General features: G+C 40.0%; 21 protein-coding genes, 3 tRNA genes and 1 pseudogene. 18 read left to right on the forward strand and 7 right to left on the reverse strand.

The window, feature by feature from the left end; genetic code table 11:
- The first annotated feature begins 193 nt into the window (after positions 1-193).
- Complete coding sequence (gene prlC / locus CW745_RS09325) at positions 194-2,245, forward strand: oligopeptidase A (protein ID WP_101108386.1); 2,052 nt, start codon at positions 194-196, stop codon at positions 2,243-2,245.
- Between the two features lie 98 nt (positions 2,246-2,343).
- Here prlC and cobO read toward each other — a convergent pair whose 3' ends face one another.
- Positions 2,344-2,946, reverse strand: coding sequence for a cob(I)yrinic acid a,c-diamide adenosyltransferase (cobO, locus tag CW745_RS09330; RefSeq protein ID WP_101108387.1), 603 nt, complete (start codon positions 2,944-2,946; stop codon positions 2,344-2,346).
- 93 nt (positions 2,947-3,039) lie between these two features.
- Complete coding sequence (nhaA, locus tag CW745_RS09335) at positions 3,040-4,335, reverse strand: Na+/H+ antiporter NhaA (protein WP_101108388.1); 1,296 nt, start codon at positions 4,333-4,335, stop codon at positions 3,040-3,042.
- A gap of 147 nt (positions 4,336-4,482) precedes the next feature.
- On the opposite strand from nhaA, the gene CW745_RS09340 reads away from it, so the two are divergent.
- The gene (locus CW745_RS09340) at positions 4,483-5,694 is read left to right on the forward strand and encodes a DUF945 family protein (protein WP_101108389.1); all 1,212 of its coding nucleotides are present in this window, start codon (positions 4,483-4,485) and stop codon (positions 5,692-5,694) included.
- A 20-nt stretch (positions 5,695-5,714) separates the two neighbouring features.
- On the opposite strand, the gene CW745_RS09345 is transcribed toward CW745_RS09340, so the two are convergent.
- Together CW745_RS09345 and leuA are read right to left on the reverse strand one after the other, a co-directional pair.
- Positions 5,715-6,344, reverse strand: coding sequence for an MBL fold metallo-hydrolase (locus tag CW745_RS09345; RefSeq protein WP_101108390.1), 630 nt, complete (start codon positions 6,342-6,344; stop codon positions 5,715-5,717).
- A 77-nt stretch (positions 6,345-6,421) separates the two neighbouring features.
- Positions 6,422-7,981 (reverse strand): 2-isopropylmalate synthase, encoded by a 1,560-nt coding sequence (gene leuA / locus CW745_RS09350; RefSeq protein WP_101108391.1) that lies wholly within the window; start codon positions 7,979-7,981, stop codon positions 6,422-6,424.
- A 328-nt stretch (positions 7,982-8,309) separates the two neighbouring features.
- Here leuA and msrB point away from each other — a divergent pair.
- Positions 8,310-8,750, forward strand: a pseudogene (gene msrB, locus CW745_RS09355) (peptide-methionine (R)-S-oxide reductase MsrB); the annotation flags it as partial.
- Here the strand turns inward: msrB and CW745_RS09360 are convergent.
- Entirely contained in the window at positions 8,730-9,152 is a 423-nt protein-coding gene (locus tag CW745_RS09360) for a GNAT family N-acetyltransferase (RefSeq protein ID WP_101108393.1), read from the reverse strand. The pseudogene msrB and the gene CW745_RS09360 sit on opposite strands and share 21 nt — an antisense overlap.
- A 139-nt stretch (positions 9,153-9,291) precedes the next feature.
- Between CW745_RS09360 and murB the strand changes: the two genes are divergently transcribed.
- The 5 genes from murB to CW745_RS09385 all read left to right on the forward strand — a co-directional run bounded on the left by murB (position 9,292) and on the right by CW745_RS09385 (position 11,763).
- A complete protein-coding gene (gene murB, locus CW745_RS09365; protein ID WP_101108394.1) occupies positions 9,292-10,347 on the forward strand; it encodes a UDP-N-acetylmuramate dehydrogenase in 1,056 nt (351 codons plus the stop codon).
- Complete coding sequence (gene birA / locus CW745_RS09370; RefSeq protein WP_101108395.1) at positions 10,340-11,305, forward strand: bifunctional biotin--[acetyl-CoA-carboxylase] ligase/biotin operon repressor BirA; 966 nt, start codon at positions 10,340-10,342, stop codon at positions 11,303-11,305. Before murB ends, birA begins: the two co-directional genes overlap by 8 nt.
- 134 nt (positions 11,306-11,439) lie before the next feature.
- Positions 11,440-11,515: transfer RNA gene (locus CW745_RS09375), tRNA-Thr, on the forward strand.
- 10 nt (positions 11,516-11,525) lie between these two features.
- Positions 11,526-11,609, forward strand: a tRNA-Tyr gene (locus CW745_RS09380).
- A gap of 79 nt (positions 11,610-11,688) precedes the next feature.
- A tRNA-Gly gene (locus CW745_RS09385) sits at positions 11,689-11,763 on the forward strand.
- Positions 11,764-12,135: 372 nt separating this feature from the next.
- Here CW745_RS09385 and CW745_RS09390 read toward each other — a convergent pair.
- Complete coding sequence (locus CW745_RS09390; protein WP_101108396.1) at positions 12,136-13,368, reverse strand: putative manganese transporter; 1,233 nt, start codon at positions 13,366-13,368, stop codon at positions 12,136-12,138.
- 97 nt (positions 13,369-13,465) lie between these two features.
- Here CW745_RS09390 and CW745_RS09395 point away from each other — a divergent pair, with 97 nt between their 5' ends.
- The 3 genes from CW745_RS09395 (at position 13,466) to ykgO (ending at position 14,493) form a co-directional block, all read left to right on the forward strand.
- Positions 13,466-13,663 carry a DUF4250 domain-containing protein gene (locus CW745_RS09395; protein WP_101108397.1) on the forward strand — a complete coding sequence of 66 codons (198 nt, stop codon included), beginning with the start codon at positions 13,466-13,468 and terminating at the stop codon, positions 13,661-13,663.
- 453 nt (positions 13,664-14,116) lie between these two features.
- The gene (locus CW745_RS09400) at positions 14,117-14,365 is read left to right on the forward strand and encodes a type B 50S ribosomal protein L31 (RefSeq protein ID WP_101108398.1); all 249 of its coding nucleotides are present in this window, start codon (positions 14,117-14,119) and stop codon (positions 14,363-14,365) included.
- 8 nt (positions 14,366-14,373) lie between these two features.
- Positions 14,374-14,493 (forward strand): type B 50S ribosomal protein L36, encoded by a 120-nt coding sequence (ykgO, locus tag CW745_RS09405; protein ID WP_101108711.1) that lies wholly within the window; start codon positions 14,374-14,376, stop codon positions 14,491-14,493.
- A gap of 289 nt (positions 14,494-14,782) precedes the next feature.
- On the opposite strand, the gene kdgR is transcribed toward ykgO, so the two are convergent.
- Complete coding sequence (gene kdgR, locus CW745_RS09410; RefSeq protein WP_101108399.1) at positions 14,783-15,568, reverse strand: DNA-binding transcriptional regulator KdgR; 786 nt, start codon at positions 15,566-15,568, stop codon at positions 14,783-14,785.
- A gap of 264 nt (positions 15,569-15,832) precedes the next feature.
- On the opposite strand from kdgR, the gene kduD reads away from it, so the two are divergent.
- The 7 genes from kduD to CW745_RS09445 all read left to right on the forward strand — a co-directional run bounded on the left by kduD (position 15,833) and on the right by CW745_RS09445 (position 23,389).
- Complete coding sequence (kduD, locus tag CW745_RS09415) at positions 15,833-16,594, forward strand: 2-dehydro-3-deoxy-D-gluconate 5-dehydrogenase KduD (RefSeq protein WP_101108400.1); 762 nt, start codon at positions 15,833-15,835, stop codon at positions 16,592-16,594.
- 105 nt (positions 16,595-16,699) lie between these two features.
- Complete coding sequence (locus CW745_RS09420; protein ID WP_101108401.1) at positions 16,700-17,338, forward strand: RpiB/LacA/LacB family sugar-phosphate isomerase; 639 nt, start codon at positions 16,700-16,702, stop codon at positions 17,336-17,338.
- A gap of 152 nt (positions 17,339-17,490) precedes the next feature.
- On the forward strand, positions 17,491-18,210 hold the full coding sequence (locus CW745_RS09425) for a sulfite exporter TauE/SafE family protein (protein ID WP_101108402.1): 720 nt from the start codon (positions 17,491-17,493) through the stop codon (positions 18,208-18,210).
- A gap of 64 nt (positions 18,211-18,274) precedes the next feature.
- Positions 18,275-19,429 carry a glycoside hydrolase family 88 protein gene (locus CW745_RS09430; protein ID WP_101108403.1) on the forward strand — a complete coding sequence of 385 codons (1,155 nt, stop codon included), beginning with the start codon at positions 18,275-18,277 and terminating at the stop codon, positions 19,427-19,429.
- A gap of 344 nt (positions 19,430-19,773) precedes the next feature.
- Positions 19,774-21,444 carry an AarF/UbiB family protein gene (locus tag CW745_RS09435; protein ID WP_101108404.1) on the forward strand — a complete coding sequence of 557 codons (1,671 nt, stop codon included), beginning with the start codon at positions 19,774-19,776 and terminating at the stop codon, positions 21,442-21,444.
- Positions 21,445-21,816: 372 nt separating this feature from the next.
- The gene (locus tag CW745_RS16925; RefSeq protein WP_101108405.1) at positions 21,817-22,401 is read left to right on the forward strand and encodes a DVUA0089 family protein; all 585 of its coding nucleotides are present in this window, start codon (positions 21,817-21,819) and stop codon (positions 22,399-22,401) included.
- Between the two features lie 208 nt (positions 22,402-22,609).
- Positions 22,610-23,389 (forward strand): siderophore-interacting protein, encoded by a 780-nt coding sequence (locus CW745_RS09445; RefSeq protein ID WP_101108406.1) that lies wholly within the window; start codon positions 22,610-22,612, stop codon positions 23,387-23,389.
- The last annotated feature ends 59 nt before the right edge of the window (positions 23,390-23,448 follow it).

Consider the following 23,448-nt stretch of genomic DNA (forward strand, 5'->3'; position numbering starts at 1 on the left):
GTGGGGAACCTGCGAGAGATAAATCTTGAAATAAGAGTGTTAATCTTGCCATAACTGAGCACTGCCCCCTACTTGAAGAGATGAAAAATGTTATCAAAAGCAAACTATTTACTGAGATATTTTTACACATCCTTCAATGATAGCGTAAGCTAGGTTTTTTATTCTCACTTTCCCATATTAGAAGAGATTTTTTATGAATAAACTTGAAAGCTGTGCATTAAACCAGACTGAACATCTGCCATTGTTTAGTGATATTAATGTAGACCATATTGTACCTCTTGTAACAGAAACTATTAAACAAAACAGAGCCTTAGTTGAAAAGTTATTGTCTGAATTAGATAGCTATACTTGGGATAATTTTATCAATGTGCTTGAAGAAGCGGATGATCACTTGGGAAAACTATGGTCACCTATTTCGCACATGAATGCAGTCGTTAGTAACGATGCTTTAAGAGAAGCACATGATAGTTGTTTAGCACTATTTTCTGAATACAGCACGTTTATCGGTCAACACCAAGGGTTGTATGAAGCGTATGTAAGTATTGCTGAAGGTGTTGCGTTTCAGTCATTAAAACCGGAACAGCAAAAAGTAGTTAGCGATGCGCTGCGTGATTTTAAGCTTGCTGGTATCGCATTAAGTGATGAGAAAAAACAGCGATATGGCGAAATAAAGCAACAATTAGCAACATTGCAATCACAATTTAGTAACCATGTCATGGATGCAACTCTTGCATGGAATAAATTAATAACTGATGCTGATGAACTTGCTGGCTTACCTGAAAGTGCGATTGCTGCAGCCAAACAAGCCGCCGAAGAGAAAGATTTACAAGGCTATTTATTAACACTGGAGTTCCCAAGTTATCTACCCGTAATCACTTATGCTAAAAATCGTCAGTTACGTGAAGAGGTTTATACTGCTTTTTCTACACGCGCCTCAGATCAAGGACCGAATGCAGGTAATTTTGATAACTCAGAGGTTATCGAGCAGGTATTGGCATTGCGTCATGAACTGGCTTTATTGCTGGACTTTAAAAACTATGCTGAATATAGCTTAGCGACGAAAATGGCAGAAACACCCGAACAGGTGATTAGCTTTTTGACTGATTTAGCGGATAAATCTTATCAACAAGCCTGCGGTGAGCGTGATGAAGTACTTACCTTTGCACGTGAAATGGATGGCCTTGAGCAACTAGAGTCATGGGACTTAAGTTATTATTCAGAATTATTAAAGCAACAACGTTACACCATTTCTGATGAGGAGTTACGCCCTTACTTCCCTGAAAGTAAAGTCGTAAATGGTTTGTTTTCAGTTGTGCAACGTCTATTTGGTTTGGAAATTAAAGAGAAGTTTGATGTCGATACTTGGCATAAAGATGTACGCTTTTTTGAGATTTACGATGCTCATCAAACTCACCTAGGTAGTTTCTATTTAGACTTATATGCACGTGAGTTTAAACGTGGTGGCGCTTGGATGAACGATTGTCGTGTGCGTCGCCGTCAAGTCGATGGTTCACTGCAGTTACCGGTGGCTTATTTAACCTGTAACTTTAATAAACCTGTGGGTGATAAACCAGCCCTGTTTACGCATAATGAAGTAGTGACTTTATTTCATGAGTTTGGTCATGGTATTCATCATATGCTTACACAAATTGAGTCTGCATCGGTATCAGGTATTAATGGTGTACCCTGGGATGCAGTTGAGTTACCAAGTCAGTTCTTAGAGAATTGGTGTTGGGAGCCAGAAGCATTAGCACTTATCTCTGGGCATGTAGAAACAGGTGAAACCTTACCTGCTTCGCTTTTAGATAAAATGCTAGCCGCTAAAAACTATAATAGTGCGCTTATGATGGTGCGTCAGTTAGAGTTTTCACTGTTTGATTTTGTCTTACATCATCAATACCAAGCGGGTGAGAAAGGGCAGGTGGAGCAAGTATTAACAGAAGTTCGTAACAAAGTTGCGGCTATCCAACCGCCGAGCTTTAATCGTTTCCAACATAGCTTTAGCCATATTTTTGCTGGCGGATATGCAGCCGGTTATTACAGTTATAAATGGGCTGAAGTATTATCTGCTGATGCTTTCTCTCGTTTTGAGCAAGAGGGAATATTTAATGCAGAAACAGGCAAGGCGTTCTTAGAAGCAATTTTACAAAAAGGAGGCAGTGAGGCCCCAATGACATTGTTTAAGCGTTTTATGGGAAGAGAGCCGAATACCGAAGCGTTATTACGCCATTCAGGGATTAAATAAGGTGATAAGGTAATAAGGCTGGAAAGCTTAAAGGCTGGAAGGTGGGGGCTTCCCTACCTTCTAGCCTTCCTGCATGTTTTTCTGCTAGCCTTTCGTTCTTACCACTCAATGCCTGCTTGTGCTTTTACGCCAGCTTTAAAGGCATGCTTCTCTTCTAATATCATACTATATGTATCAACAGCATCAATCAGCTCCTGCTTAGGACCTCGACCTGTGAGGACGACATTCATGGTATCCGGTCTATTTTTGAGTGCATCTAGAGTAGGCTGAATATCAAGGTACTGATATTTAAACATATAAGTTATTTCATCGAGGATCACTAGATTGTAGTTATCATCGGCAAGTAATTCTTCTGCTTTTTTCCATGCTGTTTCAGCGCTACGGATATCTTGGTCTCTGTTTTGTGTTTCCCAAGTAAAACCATCTCCCATTGCAAACCAATCCACGTTTTCATGGGTAGTGAAAAAGCGCTCTTCCCCAGTGCTCATTGCACCTTTCAAAAACTGTACAACGGCGACTTTATGCCCATGCCCTAGAGAGCGTGCTAACATGCCAAAAGCTGAACTACTTTTACCTTTACCTGGACCCGCTAAAAGAATTGATACGCCACGTTCAATGTTAGCAGCTGCTATTTTTTGATCTTGCTTTTCTTTGATAGCTTTCATTTTTTTTACATGTTTTTCATCTGTGATGTTAGTCATCTTTGTATCCCTATAAAGAAAAAGCCTGCGACTGCAGGCTTAAATTAATGCTAATGGTATTATACGAACCGACTTAGCTATCTGATCACACCATTAAGCAATTGGCTTGGCACGAATCAAAAGAATATAACCAATCAGGCCCGATATGAGTGATGCTACAAATACCGCGACCTTTGCAATCACTTGATGCTCTGGATTTGCAAAAGCTAAATCGGTAATAAATAGCGACATGGTAAAGCCTATACCTGCTAAGAAACCTGCACCAATAACATGTGTCCATGTTACACCAGATGGTAAAGAGCCCCATTTCAGTGCGATTAACAGTTTTGTAAATAGGAATATACCCAATGGCTTACCAACAATCAAACCAGCGGCGATACCGAGCACAATTGGATTAGTTAGCTCATTCAACATACTACCATCAATAATTACACCTGCATTACCTAGCGCGAAAAACGGTACGATAAATAGTGTTGAAATTGGGTGTAAGGCATCTTCTTTTAACTGTAGCGGGTTAGCTGCTTGATAGCTAAGCGATTTAACTTTTTTGAGTGTTTTAATCGCATGTTTACTGAGTACATCTTCGTCACATTCACGTTCAGCTTCCAGTCCTTTTAAAAGAGCTTTGGCTTTATCAAGATAGCTACTCATTGATATTTCACGGCGTGATGGAATAGTAAATGCTACCGCAACACCTGCAACGGTTGCATGAACGCCCGATGCTAAGAAACTCATCCAAACTACACACAGACCAATACCGTAATAGAACATTCTATTACGAACACCCATTCTGTTGGCAATCCCTAAAATGGCTAATCCGAGTAGACCGGCTATTAACTCATTCATAAAGATCTGTTCGGTATAGAAAATAGCGATAACAATTACAGCCATTAAGTCATCACCGATGGCCAGTGCAGATAGAAACACTTTAAGCGTTACAGGGACACGGCTTCCGACAATCGCTAATACACCAAGTGCAAAAGCGATATCGGTTGCCATTGGGATGCCCCAGCCATTAGCTGTCGGTAATCCTGCATTCATCGCATAATAGATACTAGCAGGGACAATAACGCCACCTAAAGCTGCGAATAGTGGTAGTGCAGCTTTTTGTATACTGGATAGCTCACCATCTAACAGCTCTCGCTTAATCTCTAGACCAATGAAGAAAAAGAAGATCGCCATTAAAAACTCATTGGCAATTTTGTGCAGGTTAATTTGTTGTATCTTGTCACTAAAACCAGATGAATGTTCCCATAAGGTATGGTGCCAAACATGGTGGTAATGATCTGGGGCGATATTAGCCCAGAGTAGTGCAATCATCGCGGCAACAACCAATAAAACCCCACCAGTAATAGGGCTATGTAGCCAGTGCCATTTATGTGAACTCATCTAAACTCCTGGAAAATAAACGTAAATATTTTTAATAAATTAGGTTTATCGCACAAATCTAATGGTGCGATAGTTATAATCTACAATGTTTATCGAAAACAATGAAGCAATATCGTGACATTTTAAGTCTTTGAATAAGGGGCAAGCATGAAAAAAATCGCTACCACATTGTTGATAATCGTCACTACTTGTTTGTTTATGATTTTTTATATAGCAAATGTGGTAGAAACGGAGATAAAAAACGCTTTTAACGCTCCTCATCACCCTGATTTTTCTTTACAGTTATTGACTTATAAGCGAAATTTTTGGAGTGCTAGCGCTAGCAGTAAACTCACAGTTAACGTTGATGCTCAAACTCGCCTTATTTTTAATATCGACTCGGCCATTTCCCACCTTCCTTATAAAGCCACAATAACTAATGTTATTTCATTGGATAACGCACAACTTGCTACAAGCGCTAAGGCTTATTTTGGCCGTGATGACTGGATCTCTTCACAGGAAAGCATTGATCTTTTCTCACAGTTAACTGGCAAGTTAGTCATTGCTGCTGGTAATCATAAAAGTGACTCAGAATATCTCTCCACCAAACCAGTATCGATCCATTATGAAATGGATTTGGACAGCTTACGTGGGAATTTTCAAATCACTTGGGAAGGTGGCGAAGGCCATACAAATGGCATAGCAATACTATTGCGCTCATTACAGTTCGATTCTTCTGTTGGTGAAAGATCGCCATCGAGTGAATATGATTACAATTTGATAGTTGAAAAAATAGAATTCGAGCAGAAAAAAAATCACTCGTTATTGGAAAATATTTTACTCCGTGGGGTAAATCAACGAAATAATGAACAAAAAACCATCGATACGATTAATGAACTTCGCATTGGCTCATATCGCTGGAATAAAGATAAGCACCATACCTTTACTAATAATAATTTAAAATTAGCTGTAAATGGCTTGTATCAGCCTGCATTTGAAATACTCAATACTGGCTCGAATGATAGCGGTGAAGTTGAAACCGCGTTGATTGAGCTAGTTTTCCATGGGGCACAATTGACATTGTCTCAGCTTAATTCTCAAACACCTTGGGGAGAGGTTGATGGTGATTTAGATTTGACCCTAGAGCAGGGCGCCGCATTAGTGGATATTCTTACTAATCCATATATTTTGTTTGACTACATCAGTGGTGATGCACGTTTAGTATTACCGGTGAGTTTATTGCAAGAGCCTCTATTAACAGAGCCTTTACAAATTGGTGTGATGGCGGGGTTTTTAGAGCAAAATGAACAAACGTTAAATTTAGAGACGAGTTTTCATCAGGGTGAGTTAATCGTAAATGGCAGGGTGATTCCACTTTAGTCTCACCCTGTATTAACGGTTTAACGTAAAAAAGGGTTACTCATTTTTTCACGACCGATAGTCGTTGTCGGGCCGTGGCCTGGGTAAACCAAGGTATCTGGATCAAGTGTTAATAGTTTATTCTTAATCCCACTCACCAGTTGGAACTGATCGCCACGCGGAAAATCTGAACGCCCAATACCGCCATTAAATAAAATATCACCGACAATTACCTGCTTGCTCTGTTCATCGAGCAATGCAATATGACCCGGCGTATGGCCTGGAATGTGTAATACCTTTAATTTAATATTACCCACTTCAACAACTTCTCCCTCTTTTAGCCATGTCGTCGGACTAAAACTAGTATGCAGTGGAAAACCAAAACGTTGGCTTTGTGCTTCAAGTTGCGATAACCAAAAGTCATCTTCTTTTTCTGGACCGATAATTGGCACGTCAAGCTGCTTGGCAATCGCCTCAGTACCACCAACATGGTCAAGGTGGCCATGTGTTAGCAATACTTTATCTACGCTGACATCGTGTTTTTTAACCATCGCTAGAATGCGCTCGATATTGCCTCCCGGATCAACAACGGCTGCTTTCTTAGTTGCTTCACAAATAATTAAACTGCAGTTTTGTTCGTAGGGGGTAACGGGAATAACAATGATTTTCATTCTATTTCTCTTTTTCAAAAATGGAAAAGGCAACGTAGTCGTTGCCTTTATTGATTATTTACATATGCCAGAGGTGTTTACACTTGCTCAGTTTGCAAACGTTGTTTCTTTTGCAACTCGACCTCTTTAGCTAAGTGTATATGGTTCATTACATGTACTAGTGCGAGTGCTGAAGACTCAATAATATCTGTTGATAAGCCGATGCCGTGGAATTTTTGCCCTTTGTAAGAAGCGACAATATCTACTTGCCCTAAAGCATCTTTACCTTCACCTTTACCGCTTATTTTATAAGAGTCCATGGTGATATCAAGGCCCGATATACGCATTAAACATTGGTAAGCTGCATCGATAGGGCCGTTTCCAGTGGCCGCTTCAACGACTTTATCTTCTTCACCTATCTGCATGCTAACTGTTGCCGTTGCCACTAAGCCAGAGCCAGACAATACGCTAATATTTTCCAACTTATAGAACTCTGGTTCACTATTTACTTGATTAAAGAACATCAGTGCTTCTAAATCGTAATCAAACACCTGTCCTTTTTTATCGGCAAGCTCAAGGAAGCTACTGTATAGCTCTTCCATGTCGAAGTCTTCGTCACGGTATCCGAGCTCTTGCATGCGATGTTGGATCACATGGCGACCTGAGCGTGAAGTTAGGTTTAATTTATTGGTTAATAGGCCGACACTTTCAGGTGTCATGATCTCATAGGTATTTTGCGATTTTAATACCCCATCTTGGTGGATGCCTGAAGAGTGAGAAAAGGCATTGGCGCCAACAATCGCTTTATTCGATTGAATCGGCATGTTACATAACTGGCTTACTAATTGGCTAGTACGTGAAATTTCAACCGGGTTAATATTGGTCGTAAAGCCCATTTTCGCTTTACGAGTCGCTAGAATCATTGCGACCTCTTCCAACGAACAGTTTCCTGCGCGCTCGCCGATACCATTCATCGTACATTCAATTTGACGCGCCCCGTTTTCAACGGCGGTAATAGAGTTAGCAACCGACATACCTAAGTCGTCATGACAATGTACCGAGATAACGGCTTGGTCGATGTTAGGGACGCGATCAAATAAGGTTTTGATGATGCCTCCAAACTCACTTGGAATGGTGTAACCCACTGTATCGGGAATATTAATCGTGCGTGCGCCCGCTTTAATCGCTTCTTCTACCATGCGACATAAATTATCAATCGGCGTACGTCCGGCATCTTCACAGGAGAACTCAACATCATCGGTTAAGTTACGTGCGTATTTAACAGCATTAACGGCCATCTCTAATACATCATCAAAGCTGCGTTTTAATTTGCTTTCAACGTGAATCGTAGAGGTTGAAATAAAGGTATGAATACGAAATGCGTCGGCCACTTTTAAGGCTTGTGCGGCTGCGTCGATATCTTTTGGCAATGCGCGAGAAAGGGCACAAACACGGCTGTTTTTAATCTCTTGAGCAATGGTTTGCACCGACTCGAAATCACCGGGTGATGAGATAGGGAAACCTACTTCCATAATATCTACACCTAAGCGCTCAAGAGCGAATGCGATCTGTAGTTTCTCTTTGACCGTTAGGCTCGCGCTAAGCGCTTGTTCACCATCACGTAAGGTGGTATCGAAAATTAAAACTTGATCTGACATAAGCATTCCCTCTTTTATTCATATCGTCATTATGTATAGGTATAAAAAAACCCGCGGCAGATGCGGGTTTATAGCGTGTTAATTGATGTTAGTACGGCACGCTTAACCCATTTATTATGGGTAAGTGTAGTAAAGCTGATAATCGCACAATGATAGAACCCATCAATTAATCTCAAAATTAGTTAATTGCATCTAATAATTACGCTTTTTAGTAAATGCGTCAAGCGCTTATTGGGATTAAACAAGGCGTTGCCATGCAAGTCACTTTAATGTGATACTGAGCAGGTAAACAAATAAAATAGATAGGAAAATGATGGCTAAATATAACAAACCAGCGCAACAACAGTTACGTGAGACACTGACCGAACTGCAATATGCAGTGACTCAAGAGGAAGCTACCGAGCCTGCGTTTAACAACCATTATTGGGATAATCAGCAACAGGGTATTTATGTTGATATTGTTTCAGGAGAACCGCTATTTAGCTCTCTGGATAAATATGATTCTCACTGTGGCTGGCCAAGTTTCACCAAGCCACTCGAAGCGCAATTAATCAGCGAAAAAGTGGACAACCGTTTATTTGCAACTCGTACTGAAGTGAGAAGTAGTTTTGCTGATTCACATCTGGGCCATGTATTTGAAGATGGTCCGACTGAAACGGGCGGACTGCGTTACTGTATCAACTCTGCTTCGTTGAAATTTATTGCTGTCGATGAGATGGAAAAATCAGGTTATGGCGAGTTGTTAGCCTTATTTAAAGACCATCAATAAAAGTGGCTGACGCTCGACATAATGGCAAAAGCGTTGTTGTATTCCTTCTGGGGCATCTTCTTGAGCTAAATATTTAAAGCCTAATTGTAAATAAAAGTGCGCAAGGTGTGGATAAGGAAAACAATAAATGGGTTGTTTTTGTTGTTTTAAAAGCTGACTGACCAGTTGGCTTGCATAACCTTGATGCTGATAGTCAGGATCACAAGCCACACCAGTTAATAGTTGTTGTTGATCAACGTTTTTTATTTTTGCGCTACAAATAATCTGTTGCTGTGATTTGAGTATAAAAACCGCTTCATTTTTAGATGCTACCCCTTTTTTATACACACGCTTATAAAATTGATTAACCAGCGGGAATTTTATTTTTTCTAATTCAATAAACTGGCAACTTGAATCTGTCATTCTCTTCCTAATATTATTGTCAATTTGATTAATCTTAATCGGTTAATACTAGATTGCTCAGCACATTAACCTGTAATATTGCTCAGTTATTGAGTGGATTTGGTATAAGCTAAGCACGCTATTTTTATAAGGTACAATCATGATAGAAACTCATTGCTCTCTCAAGTCATTTAATAGTTTTGCGATTGAAGCGCAGGCTGAACAGCTTTTTCACCTCACATCGCGTAGCCAGTTTCCGGCATTAATCACGCATATAAAACAAGCCAAGCAACAAAATATGCCGATCCTGATATTAGGCGGAGGAAGCAATGTTCTGTTTTGTGAAGATTTTGCAGGGCTAATTATTAAAGTCGAATTATTAGGTGTCGACATCACCGAGACAGCGCATGATTTTCATTTGTGCGTTGGCGCAGGGGAAAACTGGCACCAATTAGTTAGCGATTGTATTGATAAAGGTATGGATGGATTAGAAAATCTCGCACTCATTCCCGGTGTTGTTGGTGCTGCACCTGTGCAAAATATTGGCGCTTATGGCAGCGAATTTAAGGACTTTTGTCAATCGGTAGAATATATCGACCTTGCTAGCGGTGAAGTGCAGACGCTTAATCGTGAACAATGCTTATTTGGCTACCGTGATAGTATTTTTAAAACAACTGCATTTAAAAACGCACTGATCACACAAGTGCAATTAACACTGAGCAAACAATGGCAACCGCAAAGCCGTTATGGTGCGCTTAATGATTTAGATAAAACACAACCCGTGACCGCTAAACAAATCTACCAGTCGGTATGTGAGATCCGCAGTACTAAATTACCTGATCCAGCTTTATTAGGTAATGCAGGTAGCTTCTTTAAAAACCCAGTGGTGAAAAAAGAGCTCGCAGATGCTTTGCTATCTGCGCATTCGACAATGCCACATTATCCACAACCAAACGGTGACGTGAAGTTAGCTGCGGGTTGGTTGATTGATCAAGCCAACTTAAAAGGCCATCAAATCGGTGGCGCCGCGGTACATCAACAACAAGCACTGGTATTAGTAAACCGAGGAGAGGCTATCGCTGCTGACATCATCCAATTGGCTGCATTTGTACGTGATACTGTTAAACAGAAGTTCGATGTTGAATTAGCACATGAAGTGCGTTTTATTGGCGCACAGGGAGAAACAAACTTAGCAGAGGTATTAGCGAATGTCTGAGCTTAATGAACAGGGTAATAAATTACTCGCACTCCTTGCCGATGGTGAGTTTCACTCGGGTGAAAAAATTGGTGAGCTACTTGGTGTTTCGCGGACCTCTGTTAATAACTATATTAAAGGCTTACAAGAGATAGGCTTAGATATTTATAAGGTCCCAGGGCGTGGTTATCAAAGCGCTAGCCCAATTGATCTACTAAACGAGAAAGTGGTACGCGCCTTAAGTCGCTCTCAGCTCGTGAAGGTTGAACAAATTCTTGATTCAACCAATCAATGGTTACTCGATAAAATTCCCAATGTCCGAAATGGGCAGACCTGTATCGCCGAGTACCAATTAGCAGGAAGAGGCCGACGCGGTCGAACTTGGGTCTCTCCCTTTGCATCACACCTTTATTTTTCCTATTACTGGCGATTTGATGCGGGCATCGAAAAGTTATCTGGGTTGAGTCTGCTGGTGGGTATCGCAACCGTTAACGCACTTGAAAAAATAGGCATTCAAGGTGTCTCTTTAAAGTGGCCTAATGATCTTTATTTTGAAGGCAAAAAGTTAGCAGGTATTTTAATTGAACTTAACGCACAGGCAAACGAAGCTTGTCATACCGTTATCGGTATCGGTATTAACGTACGCATGCCACCTGAACAAGCAAAGTTGATTGACCAGCCATGGGTAGACTTAACCAGTTTAAGTCGTGAAAAGATCGATCGTAATTTATTAAGTGCGACACTTATTTTAGAGTTGCAAAAACTAATGCCTGAATATGAGAAGAGAGGGCTAAAACCTTATATCGAGCGATGGTTAGCATTAGATTATTTTCTTGATAAACCGGTTAACGTCTTGCTCGCAGAAACACAAAAAGCAGGTATTTGTCGCGGAATTGATGAGGCCGGTGCCTTGCTGTTAGAGGTTGATGGAAAGGTAGAAACCTATATCGGCGGTGAAGTTTCACTACGTTTAGCCTGATGTAGCCTATAAATAGACAAAAAATAAGCGCATTGTTTTCTTTTTGAGCATTCAAACAAAAAGATGTAAATAAAGCTTAATAAAGGCTTGCAAGGTTTCCAGAACTTCTCTATTATTCACCGCACTTAGACGGCGCCGACTTAGCTCAGTCGGTAGAGCAACTGACTTGTAATCAGTAGGTCACCAGTTCGATTCCGGTAGTCGGCACCATTTAAGTCTAGGAGGGGTTCCCGAGTGGCCAAAGGGAGCAGATTGTAAATCTGCCGCGAAAGCTTCGGTGGTTCGAATCCACCCCCCTCCACCATATTCTACTCACTTGCCACAGTGAGAAAAGTAAATAACAATGCCAAAGCATTGTTTTTTGCTTTTAGATGCACCTTAAAGCGGGCATCGTATAATGGCTATTACTCCAGCCTTCCAAGCTGATAATGCGGGTTCGATTCCCGCTGCCCGCTCCAAGTTTTACATCTATTAAATCAACCTTTTACGGTTGATTTTTTCGTTTCTGGCATCTAGTAAAATTCATTGGCGGGGTTGTGAATACTTGCCGCACGCACTACTTTCTCCATTTCTATTGCTCGCTTTCCACTACAGCTTCAAAAATTATTTCATCTGTTTTTATCTATTCGTGTTGGAAAATGAAATAATACCAATTCCATTAATATAGTGATCAAATATTACGTAGGAAAAAGGAGTTAGTTCAAGGCGAAAATTGATGCAAATGGTTGTTCCCTTTACGATATTTTTAACGCTGAAATAGCTTCTTTTAACCAGTAAGATTGATCAGTTATTTAGTGGATTTGCTATAAGTAGCTGCTCCCACTTTTGCATTATTCAAAAAACCAATGATACCCATAACCAACTACAAAGGCTGGAATGGCAGAGTAAAAGGTGGCAACTAAAGCTGCTTTGGGCACTAACGCTATTGCAGGGAATAATGCATCGCCATCATTAGAAATAGAATTAGATAGTTGCGCCGATAAAGGCACTGCTCCGGAAATATATAAACTTGTCACCAGTATTTGAGGACCACAACCGGGCAATAATCCAACTAGAACGCCTACGAATGGCATCCAAATACCTAACCCTGAAAATAAAAGTGGTAAATCGATAGCACTAAAGTGGATGCTCATCTCAAAGATAAGAAAAGCCACCACCACCCATGCGCTAACAAAGTTGGTAACTTGAGCCGCTTTTTGTAGCGGATGCGCATTTGCGATTTCATTATCCTCTGAGACCACAGATTGATAATCGTGTATCTCTTTGGTGAGCGCCCATAAAAATAAACAAGTAATAATAAAGACGCAACCAACCCATTCAATGGTTAAATCTGGCAAGGCGAATAAATTATTTACTTCAACTTGAAAAGAGCCCAGTAACGCCACAATGACCACGGGTACAATTAATAATTTCCAAAAATACCCTTGCAAATTAATCGCCGATTGTTGCATTTCATTGATCGAGTTATCACTATTGGCGGATAAAGGTGTTGTTATTGATTGGTGCGCTTTTGTTTCACCTTCATCTGGGCGTAAAAAATTATCGGTATGCAGCTGATTAACCATCCAACCTGAAACCGCGCCAACAACAATGCCGACCAATACCACTGAAAAGCCAACACTAGGGGTGCTTGCAAGCAGTAAAAAAGCCGCATCGCCCATGGTTGAAGTTAACACCGCGACCATCGCGCCAAACCCCACTCGACCACTGATAAACTGAGTGGTAACAATAATTGCCCCACCACAGCCTGGTAGTGCGCCTAATAAAGATGCAAAAAGCACCTGATAATTACGAGAGCCATGATACAAAGTTGTTAGCTTGTTGGTCTTGCTTATCCAAGCTGATAAATAATGGTAAATAAGTAAGGTAGATGCAACGTAAGCAGACACTGCCCAAAACGCATCGGATAACGTTGTCACGGTTATTTCACGCGTTGGCTCAAAGGTGATTAAAACTAATAGCAGAGTCGGTAGTAACATTCGCTTGTATTTAAAGGTAAATTGCGTACTTTTCTGGTCATTCGGATAGGGGAGAAATTTGAAAAACAGATATGGGCTATTCATAATACAACCTTGTAAATGATAATGATTACCATTACGATAGTTTGTAAGTTGAGAAATGACAATCATTATTTATTAAAATATATAAAGAGAGGTAGAAATGTTCTTATCCGAGTTTGAAAAAATGGATTCAGTCATACTAGTCAGCATTGTTAATATGAAACTACGAAATGAGTTTAATGGCCAACTTGATGACTTCGCAAAAACTTATGCGATTGATGAGCAACATCTTGTCGATAAGCTTGCAGGAGCCGGTTTTATCTATCATCAACAACTTGGTCGATTGATTGCTAAGTGATGTTGTTTTAAATTAAGATCAAAATTTTTTAATCGTCCTGAGAAAACAGTGCATCGTCGCTTAGTGCTAGTGCGTGCTTGAATAGAGTAGTGTGTTGGCAGGGTAATACTGACCATATTCATTATTCATTATTCATTATTTGGTAGCACTGACGGACCCTTTCATCCGTGACGATAATACCTCTCGCAGAGAGTCATTCTTCAATAGCTCGGCAGCTCTGCGTAACCGATAATTTGTACAATATAATAAGAATATCCTGAATGGATATTTGCGTTTTTATTGGAAGGTTTCCACATAGCTAATGCGAAGGTTCTCTCCCTATAGATCAGATGCTTAGGCTAAAAAGAAAGCAACAGCCCTTAAATGACAAACTCAATTAAATGCAATTGATACTTGTTATCATTTGGGTGTTGTTATATTGTAACGTTTTATTGATTGTTACAAAGGTAAATTATGAACAAAGATATTCACCCTAAATACCAACAGGTTGCATTTCACGATACATCTGTAGATAGCTATATTGTTGTCGGCTCAACACTGCAGACAGATAAAACAGTGGAGTTAAATGGTAAGGTTTACCCCTATTTTGCCATAGAGGTATCGAGCAAGTCTCACCCCTTTTATACGGGTAAGGAAAGTATTGCGACTCAAGATGGGCGTGTGGCTAAGTTTAATAATCGTTTTGGCAGTATTAAATCTTAGGATAAGTTCTGAAAGTATTAAGTTCATTAAAAAGTGCAAAAAATCGCCATCCAGATTGCCAGATAGTGAGACGAAAAGGGAAGCTGTTTGTTATTTGTAAAAGTAACCCTCGCTTTAAAGCGAGATAAGGTTAAAAATTAACTCGTTGCTTTAATCCTTGTGACTGGGCTATGCCCTTCTTTGTCTTTTTGAGTTAAACCAAATGAAACAATATGATGTGAAGCTGTTATATAGTGGCTTCACCATTAAATCCATTTTATGCTTCTGGATGCAAACTAAGGATCGCTTTTTCTCGTCTTCTATTTTTCGGAATCAATAGATAATTGAACATCTCCTTTCACTGTATTCTGCACATGAACCACTACGAGATGCTTATATTACGTTAATATGATGATTCACCTCGGTTGAACAGTTCAACTATTTCACGGGGTAGTCATTATAGCCAAGTTGTGCAGAGATATTTCGCCCAGCCTGATGCAGTAAACTGACATAGTGTGCTTTTTTCTGTTCATCAAAACGGATGGTTGGAAATGAAATAGAAACGCCTGCGATCACAGTGCCGAAACGATCGTACACTGGTGCAGCTATACAACGAAGCCCTGGCTCTTGTTCTTCGTTATCTTCCCCAAAGTGCTGTTGTTTTACTTTACTTAATTCATCAATTAATTGTTCGATGTTTTCTAATGTATTTTCCGTACTTTTTACAAATTCAACTTCAGCGAGTTGCTCTCGTACAAATTTTTCTTCGCGTTCTGCTAATAAAACTTTACCGATAGCGGTGGTATGCAGTGGGTTTCTGCGGCCGACACGGGAGTGCATACGTAACGAAAAGCTAGAATCAATTTTATGGATGTAGATAATGGAGCCATGATCTAATGCACCTAGGTGTATCGTTTCATTGGTCTCTTCGGAAATAACGCGCATCTCTTTTTCAGCAATATTGATCATATCAACCCACTCTAACGATTTTGAACCAAGTTCAAACATCTTTAAGGTCAGTGAATATTTATCTGTTTCACCCTGCTGACAAATATAACCTAGCATTTTCATTGTTTGAAGAAAGCGGTAGGTAGTGGCTTTGGACATCATCAAGCGTTGTGAAAGTTCAGAAACGCCAATTTCCTTTTGCTCTCCTAGGGATTCAAGAATATTAAATACTTTTAATACAGATGAAACCGATTCTGGCTGAGTGGATTTATCCATTTTTTATTCCTCATGAACTGGCTGACTACAAATTCAAGGTAACACTATCAGTTTTTTTTGAAAAGTCATTTCAATAAAAATAGAACTGAAAGCTGTTGCTATCCATTACAACCATATCTATTAAATCGCATCTTAAAAATTATTTTTGAAACGTCGGTTTGAAAATAATTGACCGTCGGTTTTTTATTGATTATATTATTAATTCAATTCCGTTGGTGAAATCAATATAGCGCTACAACAGTGAACATAATTGAGGTAAAGAGCATGATTTTAGAGTCATTTAATCTACAAGGTAAAGTTGCGATAGTTACTGGCTGTGATACTGGCCTCGGTCAAGGTATGGCAATAGGTTTAGCTGAAGCAGGTTGTAAAATTGTTGGTGTTAATTATATTGAGCCAACGGAAACCATTGAAAAAATGAATTTAGCAGGTCATCCCTTTTTAGATGTACGTGCAGATCTATCTGAGCAAGGTGATATTCCATCGATTATTAGCAACGCACTGTCTGCGTTTGGTCAAGTTGATATTTTAGTCAATAACGCGGGTATTATTCGCCGTGAAGAGGCGATTGATTTTTCAGAGAAAAACTGGGATGACGTAATGAATATCAACGCCAAAACCGTTTTCTTTATGTCTCAGGCTGTTGCCAAGCAGTTTAAAGCACAGGGGACCGGTGGAAAGATTATTAACATTGCTTCAATGTTGTCATTCCAAGGTGGAATACGTGTTCCTTCTTATACGGCTTCTAAGAGTGCGGTAATGGGCATGACACGGGCAATGGCGAATGAATGGGCTAAAGACAACATTAATGTTAATGCAATTGCACCTGGCTACATGGCAACAAACAATACACAAGCCCTGCGTGCAGATGCCGATCGTAATCAAGCCATTCTTGATCGTATTCCTGCAGATCGTTGGGGGACACCAAAGGATGTTGCCGGCCCATGTGTGTTTCTTGCCTCTTCTGCATCAGATTATATTAACGGCTATACGATTGCTGTAGATGGTGGTTGGTTGGCACGTTAGGAGTTATCTAACTTCCATTAACCAGAACTGAGGTTATTTAAGTAATACGTGAAAAATGTTCAATAAATACTTTTAAATGTGCAGTTATGCTGCAGGAGAATAAAAATGAAAATAGCATTAATGATGGAAAATAGCCAAGCGGGTAAAAATGCAATGGTTGCCACTGAGCTTAACTCTGTAGCGGGTGGTTTAGGACATGACGTCTTTAACCTAGGCATGACAGATGAAAAGGATCATCACCTGACTTATATTCATTTAGGCATTATGGCGAGTATTTTAATCAACGCTAAAGCGGTGGATTTTGTTGTAACAGGATGTGGTACAGGTCAGGGAGCGCTAATGTCGCTTAACCTTCATCCTGGTGTTGTTTGTGGTTACTGTTTAGAGCCTTCAGATGCCTTTTTATTCAACCAAATTAATAACGGTAATGCGATTGCATTAGCTTTTGCGAAAGGTTTTGGTTGGGCTGGAGAGCTAAATATCCGCTATATTTTTGAAAAAGCATTTACGGGTGAGCGCGGGCAAGGTTACCCGCTAGATCGTGCAGAGCCACAGCAAAAAAATGCAGCGCTTTTAAATGAAGTAAAAGCCGCTGTAGTGAAAGACAATTTTGTGGACTCTTTACGCGCTATCGACCAAGCATTGGTAAAAACGGCGGTAGGAAGTCAACGTTTCCAACAATGCTTCTTTGAGCATTGCCAAAATGAAGAAATCGAAGCGTATGTTCGTTCTATCATCGCTTAAACACCGAAGCTGGTTAGTTTGCGAGTGTGGGCATGCACTCGGTTTTGTATCTCTTTAATTTGCTTATTGCCTATTTTTACCACCAATAAATTTGTAATAAGCAAACAGTCTTTCATCATCTACTTTTTGTATAAAGAATAGTCAGGGTTAAAATGGAATCACATTTACTCGTTGCAGGCATATTAATCTTTTTCGGTTCTTTCATTCAGACGGTGACAGGCTTTGGTATGGCCGTGATAGCTGGGCCTATATTGATCGTTATTGCACCACAGTACCTTCCCGGTCCAATTATTTTAGTTGGTTTGTTTCTCGCACTTATTAATGTGCTTAAGTATAAAGAAAGTGTTTGTTTAACAAAGCAAAAATTTAGTTTTTTAGGGTTGATACCGGGCACGATAGTGGGCGCCTTACTGCTTTACATTGTTGATGTTGCGCAGCTTTCTATGTTTATCGGTGTGGTGGTGTTAGTCGCTGTATTACTCAGTTTATTGCCGATTAAAATACAGGAGACACCTAAGCGTTTAACCATCGCAGGTTTTCTATCCGCCTTTTTTGGCACAAGCTCTGGAATAGGAGGGCCACCGATGGCGTTACTAATGCAGCATCAAAAATCTTCTTTGATTCGAGCCAATTTAGCTGCGTTTTTTGTGGTTAGTTCTGTGCTGTCATTATTGATGCTGATACCTGTTGGTTACATGAGCTTACAGCACGTGTATTTATCTTTGCCGCTTTTACCTGCTAGTTATTTAGGTTATCGCGTGGCCATCATTGCTATAAACAAAATTCCTGAAAAAATGATCCGCACATTGTCATTAATCTTATGCTTAATTGCTGGGCTGTGTGCTGTCTACTCAGGTTTTATATCGATGTAATTAAGCAAACAAAGTAAATTGCTCTAAATCTCCTTGAAAACGAATAATTATTAATGAGGTAAGTATGAATAAAGAGACTAACTGGGTAGATGTAGCTTGGTCGGGCATTGTCACAAAGGTGAAGAAAACCAGTCAGGAGATGACCGTTCCTTTTCCTTCAATGACTGAGAATGGCGAGTATTGCAATACACATCAGCCTTGGGCGTGGGTAGTCGGTTTTTGGCCGGGTATCTTGTGGCTACTTTATGAAAAAGAGAGCTATGAACCTTTTAAAGAGATGGCAATTGATAGAGAAAATATCATGGATGGCCCACTCGATGAATATGTAAATATTCACCATGATGTTGGTTTTATGTGGCAATTAACCTCGGTTAAACAGTTTGAACTGTTGGCGACCCCTCAGTCAAGAACAAGGGCGTTAAGAGCCGCCAGTCACTTAGCAAGTCGATTTAATATTAATGGTCGTTTTCTAACGGCGTGGAATAAGAATGATGTCAGTGTTGCAGACCCGAGAGGGTTAAGTATTATTGATAGCATGATGAACCTACCGATTTTATATTGGGCTGCAGAGCAACTTGATGCGCCTCGATTTAAACTCATTGCAATGGCGCATGCAGATACTGTGCTCAAAGAGTTTATTCGTGAAGATGGCTCAGTTCGTCATATGGTTGAGTTTGATTACCTGACGGGCGAAGTAAAAAGTTATCATGGTGGACAGGGGGACAATAAAAATTCTGCATGGAGTCGTGGTGCTTCATGGGCGATTCATGGTTGTGCATTGAGTTATCAATACACCCAAGAGCCTCGTTACTTAGAAGCGTCTATGAAAACGGCTGATTTTTTCATTAGTCAGTTACCTAAAGATTTTGTTCCACACTGGGATTTTAGAGCGCCCATCGATGAAAATACGCCACGAGATACTTCAGCCGCAGCTTGTGCTGCAAGTGGCTTATTGTTGCTCGCTGATTTGCTAGATGATGTGGATAAAAAAGCGCATTATGCAGGTGTTGCGAATAAGGTGTTGGAAAGTTTATATCGACAATACGCTACATTTAATGATGATACGCAACAAGGTATTTTAACAGGAGGTGCTTTTAATTGTCCGAAAAACTTGGGGATCAATTGTTCGTTAATTTATGGTGACTATTATTTTGTCGAAGCCATTTCTAAGATGAAAAATCGGTGTTCAGGTGCTGATAACCCCCTTAATATGATTTAACTTACTCCCACTCTTTTCTACATATATTAAAGCTATTTTGAAAAGAGTGGATGTTGCCACATTTTAGATAAAGTGAGCAATGAACCGTGTATTTTTTTTAGGTTTACTAAGCAAAGCAGAAAATTTGTGTCGCTATAGTAATCATATCGCTTTATACCCTCCATTAATTCGTCAACTGCAAATAATTATCTGTACTGTTAAGCCTTCACAGTGGCTGAAAATGCATACACTTCTGTTTTCATCATAAAAAGGACTTAACTGGATATGAAAACGCGTTACGGTATAGTGACAAAGTGCGTCGCGCTAACGTTGAGCCACTGAATTAAAAGTATAGGGATATTGTTATGAAATTATCACAATTTTCACAGTTTAAGCAGAATGCAACACGCTTTCAGGAGATTGTTGCGATCCTTAGTAAATATGGGTTGGCGAACTGGATCAAAGAGAAAGATCCCGACTTCTTAAATGGTTTATTTACTGACGCTTCAGGTAAAAGTTTTGCCGGTTTATCGCATGCGATCAGGTTACGTATGGCTTTGACTGAGCTAGGTACTACTTTTATTAAACTCGGTCAAATGCTCAGTACACGTGCGGATCTTATTGGCCCTGAAGTCGCTGAAGAACTATGCCTGCTACAGTCAGAAGTCCCAAGTGATTCAGAGAGTACGGTACGCACAGTGATTGAAGATGAGCTTGCCGCACCATTGGAAACTATTTTTAGCAACTTTAATTTTACACCATTAGGCTCTGCATCAATTGGTCAAGTACACGCCGCCACATTACAAACTGGTGAGCAGGTAGTGGTGAAGGTACAGCATGCTGGTATCGAGGAAAAGATTCGTGCCGATATTGAAATATTAGGCTTATTAGTCACACTCGCTGAAAAATATGATGCGCAATTGCAGTTATATCGTCCCAAGAGTTTGTTAAAAGACTTTGCTAATAACCTGCTTAAAGAGCTTGATTATAATAAAGAGCTTAACAATATCGCACTCTTTAAAAATTACTTTAAAGATCATCAGCAGATTCATATTCCAGATACCTACGATGCATTGTCGGGGCAAAAAGTGCTGGTGATGGAGCGCCTTAAAGGGGTAAGTATTGGCGATAAAAGTCAACTTAAATGCACCCCTGAAGAGGGTAAAGTACTCGCTAAAATTGGTGTCAATCTCTATCTAGATATGATTTTTAAATACCGTGTTTTCCATGCTGATCCACACCCAGGAAATATTTGGGTATTACCTGGTGATCAGCTTGGTTTGTTAGATTTTGGCATGATTGGTCGCTTAGATGATAATTTGCATGAAGCGATTGAAAATATGTTAATGGCAGTATCACAAAAAGATGTCGTCGAAGTAACGCATCAAATAACTACTATTTGTAGTGTACCTAAAGGTTTTGATCGACAGCAGTTACAAGAAGATGTTGGCGAATTTATTTTTGAATACTTTTCGAGCTCACTTGATTCTGTCAACGTCACTGAAATGCTGAATTGTTTAACTGGCATTATTCGTGCTCACCACCTTGTTATGCCAACAGGGATCTCTTTATTGATTCGAGTACTGGTTTTATTAGAGGGATCATCACAATTATTAGATCGTAGTTTTAGCTTTAATGATGCGGTTGTCCCTTACACGCATAAAATGCGAATGCGCCGTCTGAACCCTAAAAGAGTAGCCAAAAAATTGGGTAAATCACTGAGCGCTTGGGAGCGTTTACTGTCTGCATTACCTGCCGATTTAGAAACACTGATGTCACAAATGCGCAGTGGTGACTTTGATGTTAACTTAAAACATCGCCACTTAGATGCTGTCGTTAATCGCTTAGTATATGGCGTGTTAACGGGGTCCATGTTACTTGGTGGAAGTATGCTATTAAGTAGTAAAGCGCCACCATTAATTAATAATATTTCAATTTTAGGCGCCGGATTAGTGGGAGGGGCAGTGGTACTTGGTTATAAGTTATTGAATGCGATTAGCAAATCAGGCAGCTTGGTAGATAGTGGCAAACGTTAGCGTTTCAATGAATATAGTCTTTTGTAGTTGAGAGTATTTGTTAGATGCATTGCTATAAAGTTGTTCAACAAAGAAACGTCAATTTGAAATTAAAATCTACATTTATGATTTTAAAGTGGGCTACCTAAGTAGCTATTCATTAGTGCTTTGTTAATAATAAATGGGAGTTAAGTAAAAAGCCTTTTATTTCATGTTTTGTTGTTTTTTATGTCGATTTACATTACATAAATATAAATAAAAGGGCTTTTTAATATAAAAAGGCCTTTATAACAATGGCTTATGTTGTTGGTATGTAATTTGCTTTAAGTGTGGGTTCTATATGTATAGGAACATACATATGAATTAATTACACATTTATGGAGAAAACTAGCAATGAATAAATTTACTTTGTCGTCGGCACTACTTTTAGCGACAACTACAATGAGCGCAAATGCGACGTTACTTAACTTTACTGGTGACATCGCGAACCACAACGATGTTGTTTACACGCAATTCACATTAGATGATGATTCAAATAATGTTAGAGTTTGGACAGATTCTCATCAAGGTGGTATTAACTTTGACCCAATCACTGCGCTATGGAATTCTGATGGTGATTTAATTCGTGAAGATGATGATAATGCGTCTGTAAACCCATCGACACAAACCAGTTATGACTCTGGTTTTGCGCTGAACTTTTTAGCTGCTGGTACTTATACCTTCACTGTTGCTACGTATAATAACTTTGCTACTGGTGGCAATCTTTCTGATGGCTTTAGTTTCGATAGTGAAGCACCTATTGCGCTATCTGAGTGGAGTCAACCAGCAAGTAGCTTGAATATGGGGACGCATTGGAGCGTTTGGCTAGATGGCGTAGATAGTGCAACAAGTACTCCTGTTCCAGCTCCTGCATCAATTGCTTTGTTTGGCCTTGCTTTAGCTGGGCTTGGTTTCTCACGTAAGAGCAAAAAATCATAGTTATTCATCAATAATTATTTATTGAATGTAAAAACCTAACGATTTAAATCGTTAGGTTTTTTTATGCCCTGATATTTATAGCAATGAGCATTTTATCCACTGTTTGACCACTACTGCAACAAGCCTGATTTTCTCCTAAAGCATATTCCAATTCCTTAGACTTAATGTTAATATTTCTGTAAATGATAATCACTATCAGGTGCGTCTAATGAAAAAACCACAACCAATCGCATTGCGCGTAATAAACTCCGTCAAGTTAAGTGCGAATATGCAGCGTATTACCTTACAGGGTAAAGAGCTCGCTATTTTCCCTGACGATTGTCAGGGAGGCTATGTCAAATTACTCTTTAATGCACAGGGAGGGACTGACCTGAGTCAGGTAGCGCCTGAACAGCGCCCTGTCATGAGGACTTACACAATTGCTCACTATTCGCCATCGGCACTCACTATTGATATCGATTTTGTACGCCATGAGACACCTGATTTGAGCTGTGGCTTCGCGGCTCGTTGGGCAAAGAATGCAACAGTGGGCGCGTCGATTTCTATTACAGGCCCAGGCTTACTGATAGATATGAAGCACAATGCAGATTGGCTCTTTGCCGTTGCTGACATGACCGCATTGCCAGCGTTAGCTGCAAAAATCGCTCGGTTGCCTAATGATGCTTGTGGTTATGCGGTGATTAAAGTGCTGAGCCACGACGATATCAGGTCGCTCGAAATGCCAGAAAACATTGAAGTAATTTGGCTACTTGATGGCCAGTCTTTAAGTGAAAAAGTGAGGGCGCTTACTTGGCTAGGCGGAGAACCTTTTGTATGGGTTGCCTGCGAGTTTGAGTCTATGCGTGCATTGCGCGCCTATTTCCGTAACGAAAAAGCAGTCCCTAAAGAGGATATCTATATCAGCAGTTATTGGAAGCAAGGCTTAACGGAAGATGGTCACAAAGTGGTGAAAAGAGAGGATGCCAGCGCACTGTTGTCACAACAGTGAGGTTATTAACTGCGTTATTATAGTGCGACTATCGTACTCGTTTATCCCCGTAATCGAGC

This window comes from Psychromonas sp. psych-6C06 (assembly GCF_002835465.1).
Classification (GTDB): domain Bacteria; phylum Pseudomonadota; class Gammaproteobacteria; order Enterobacterales; family Psychromonadaceae; genus Psychromonas.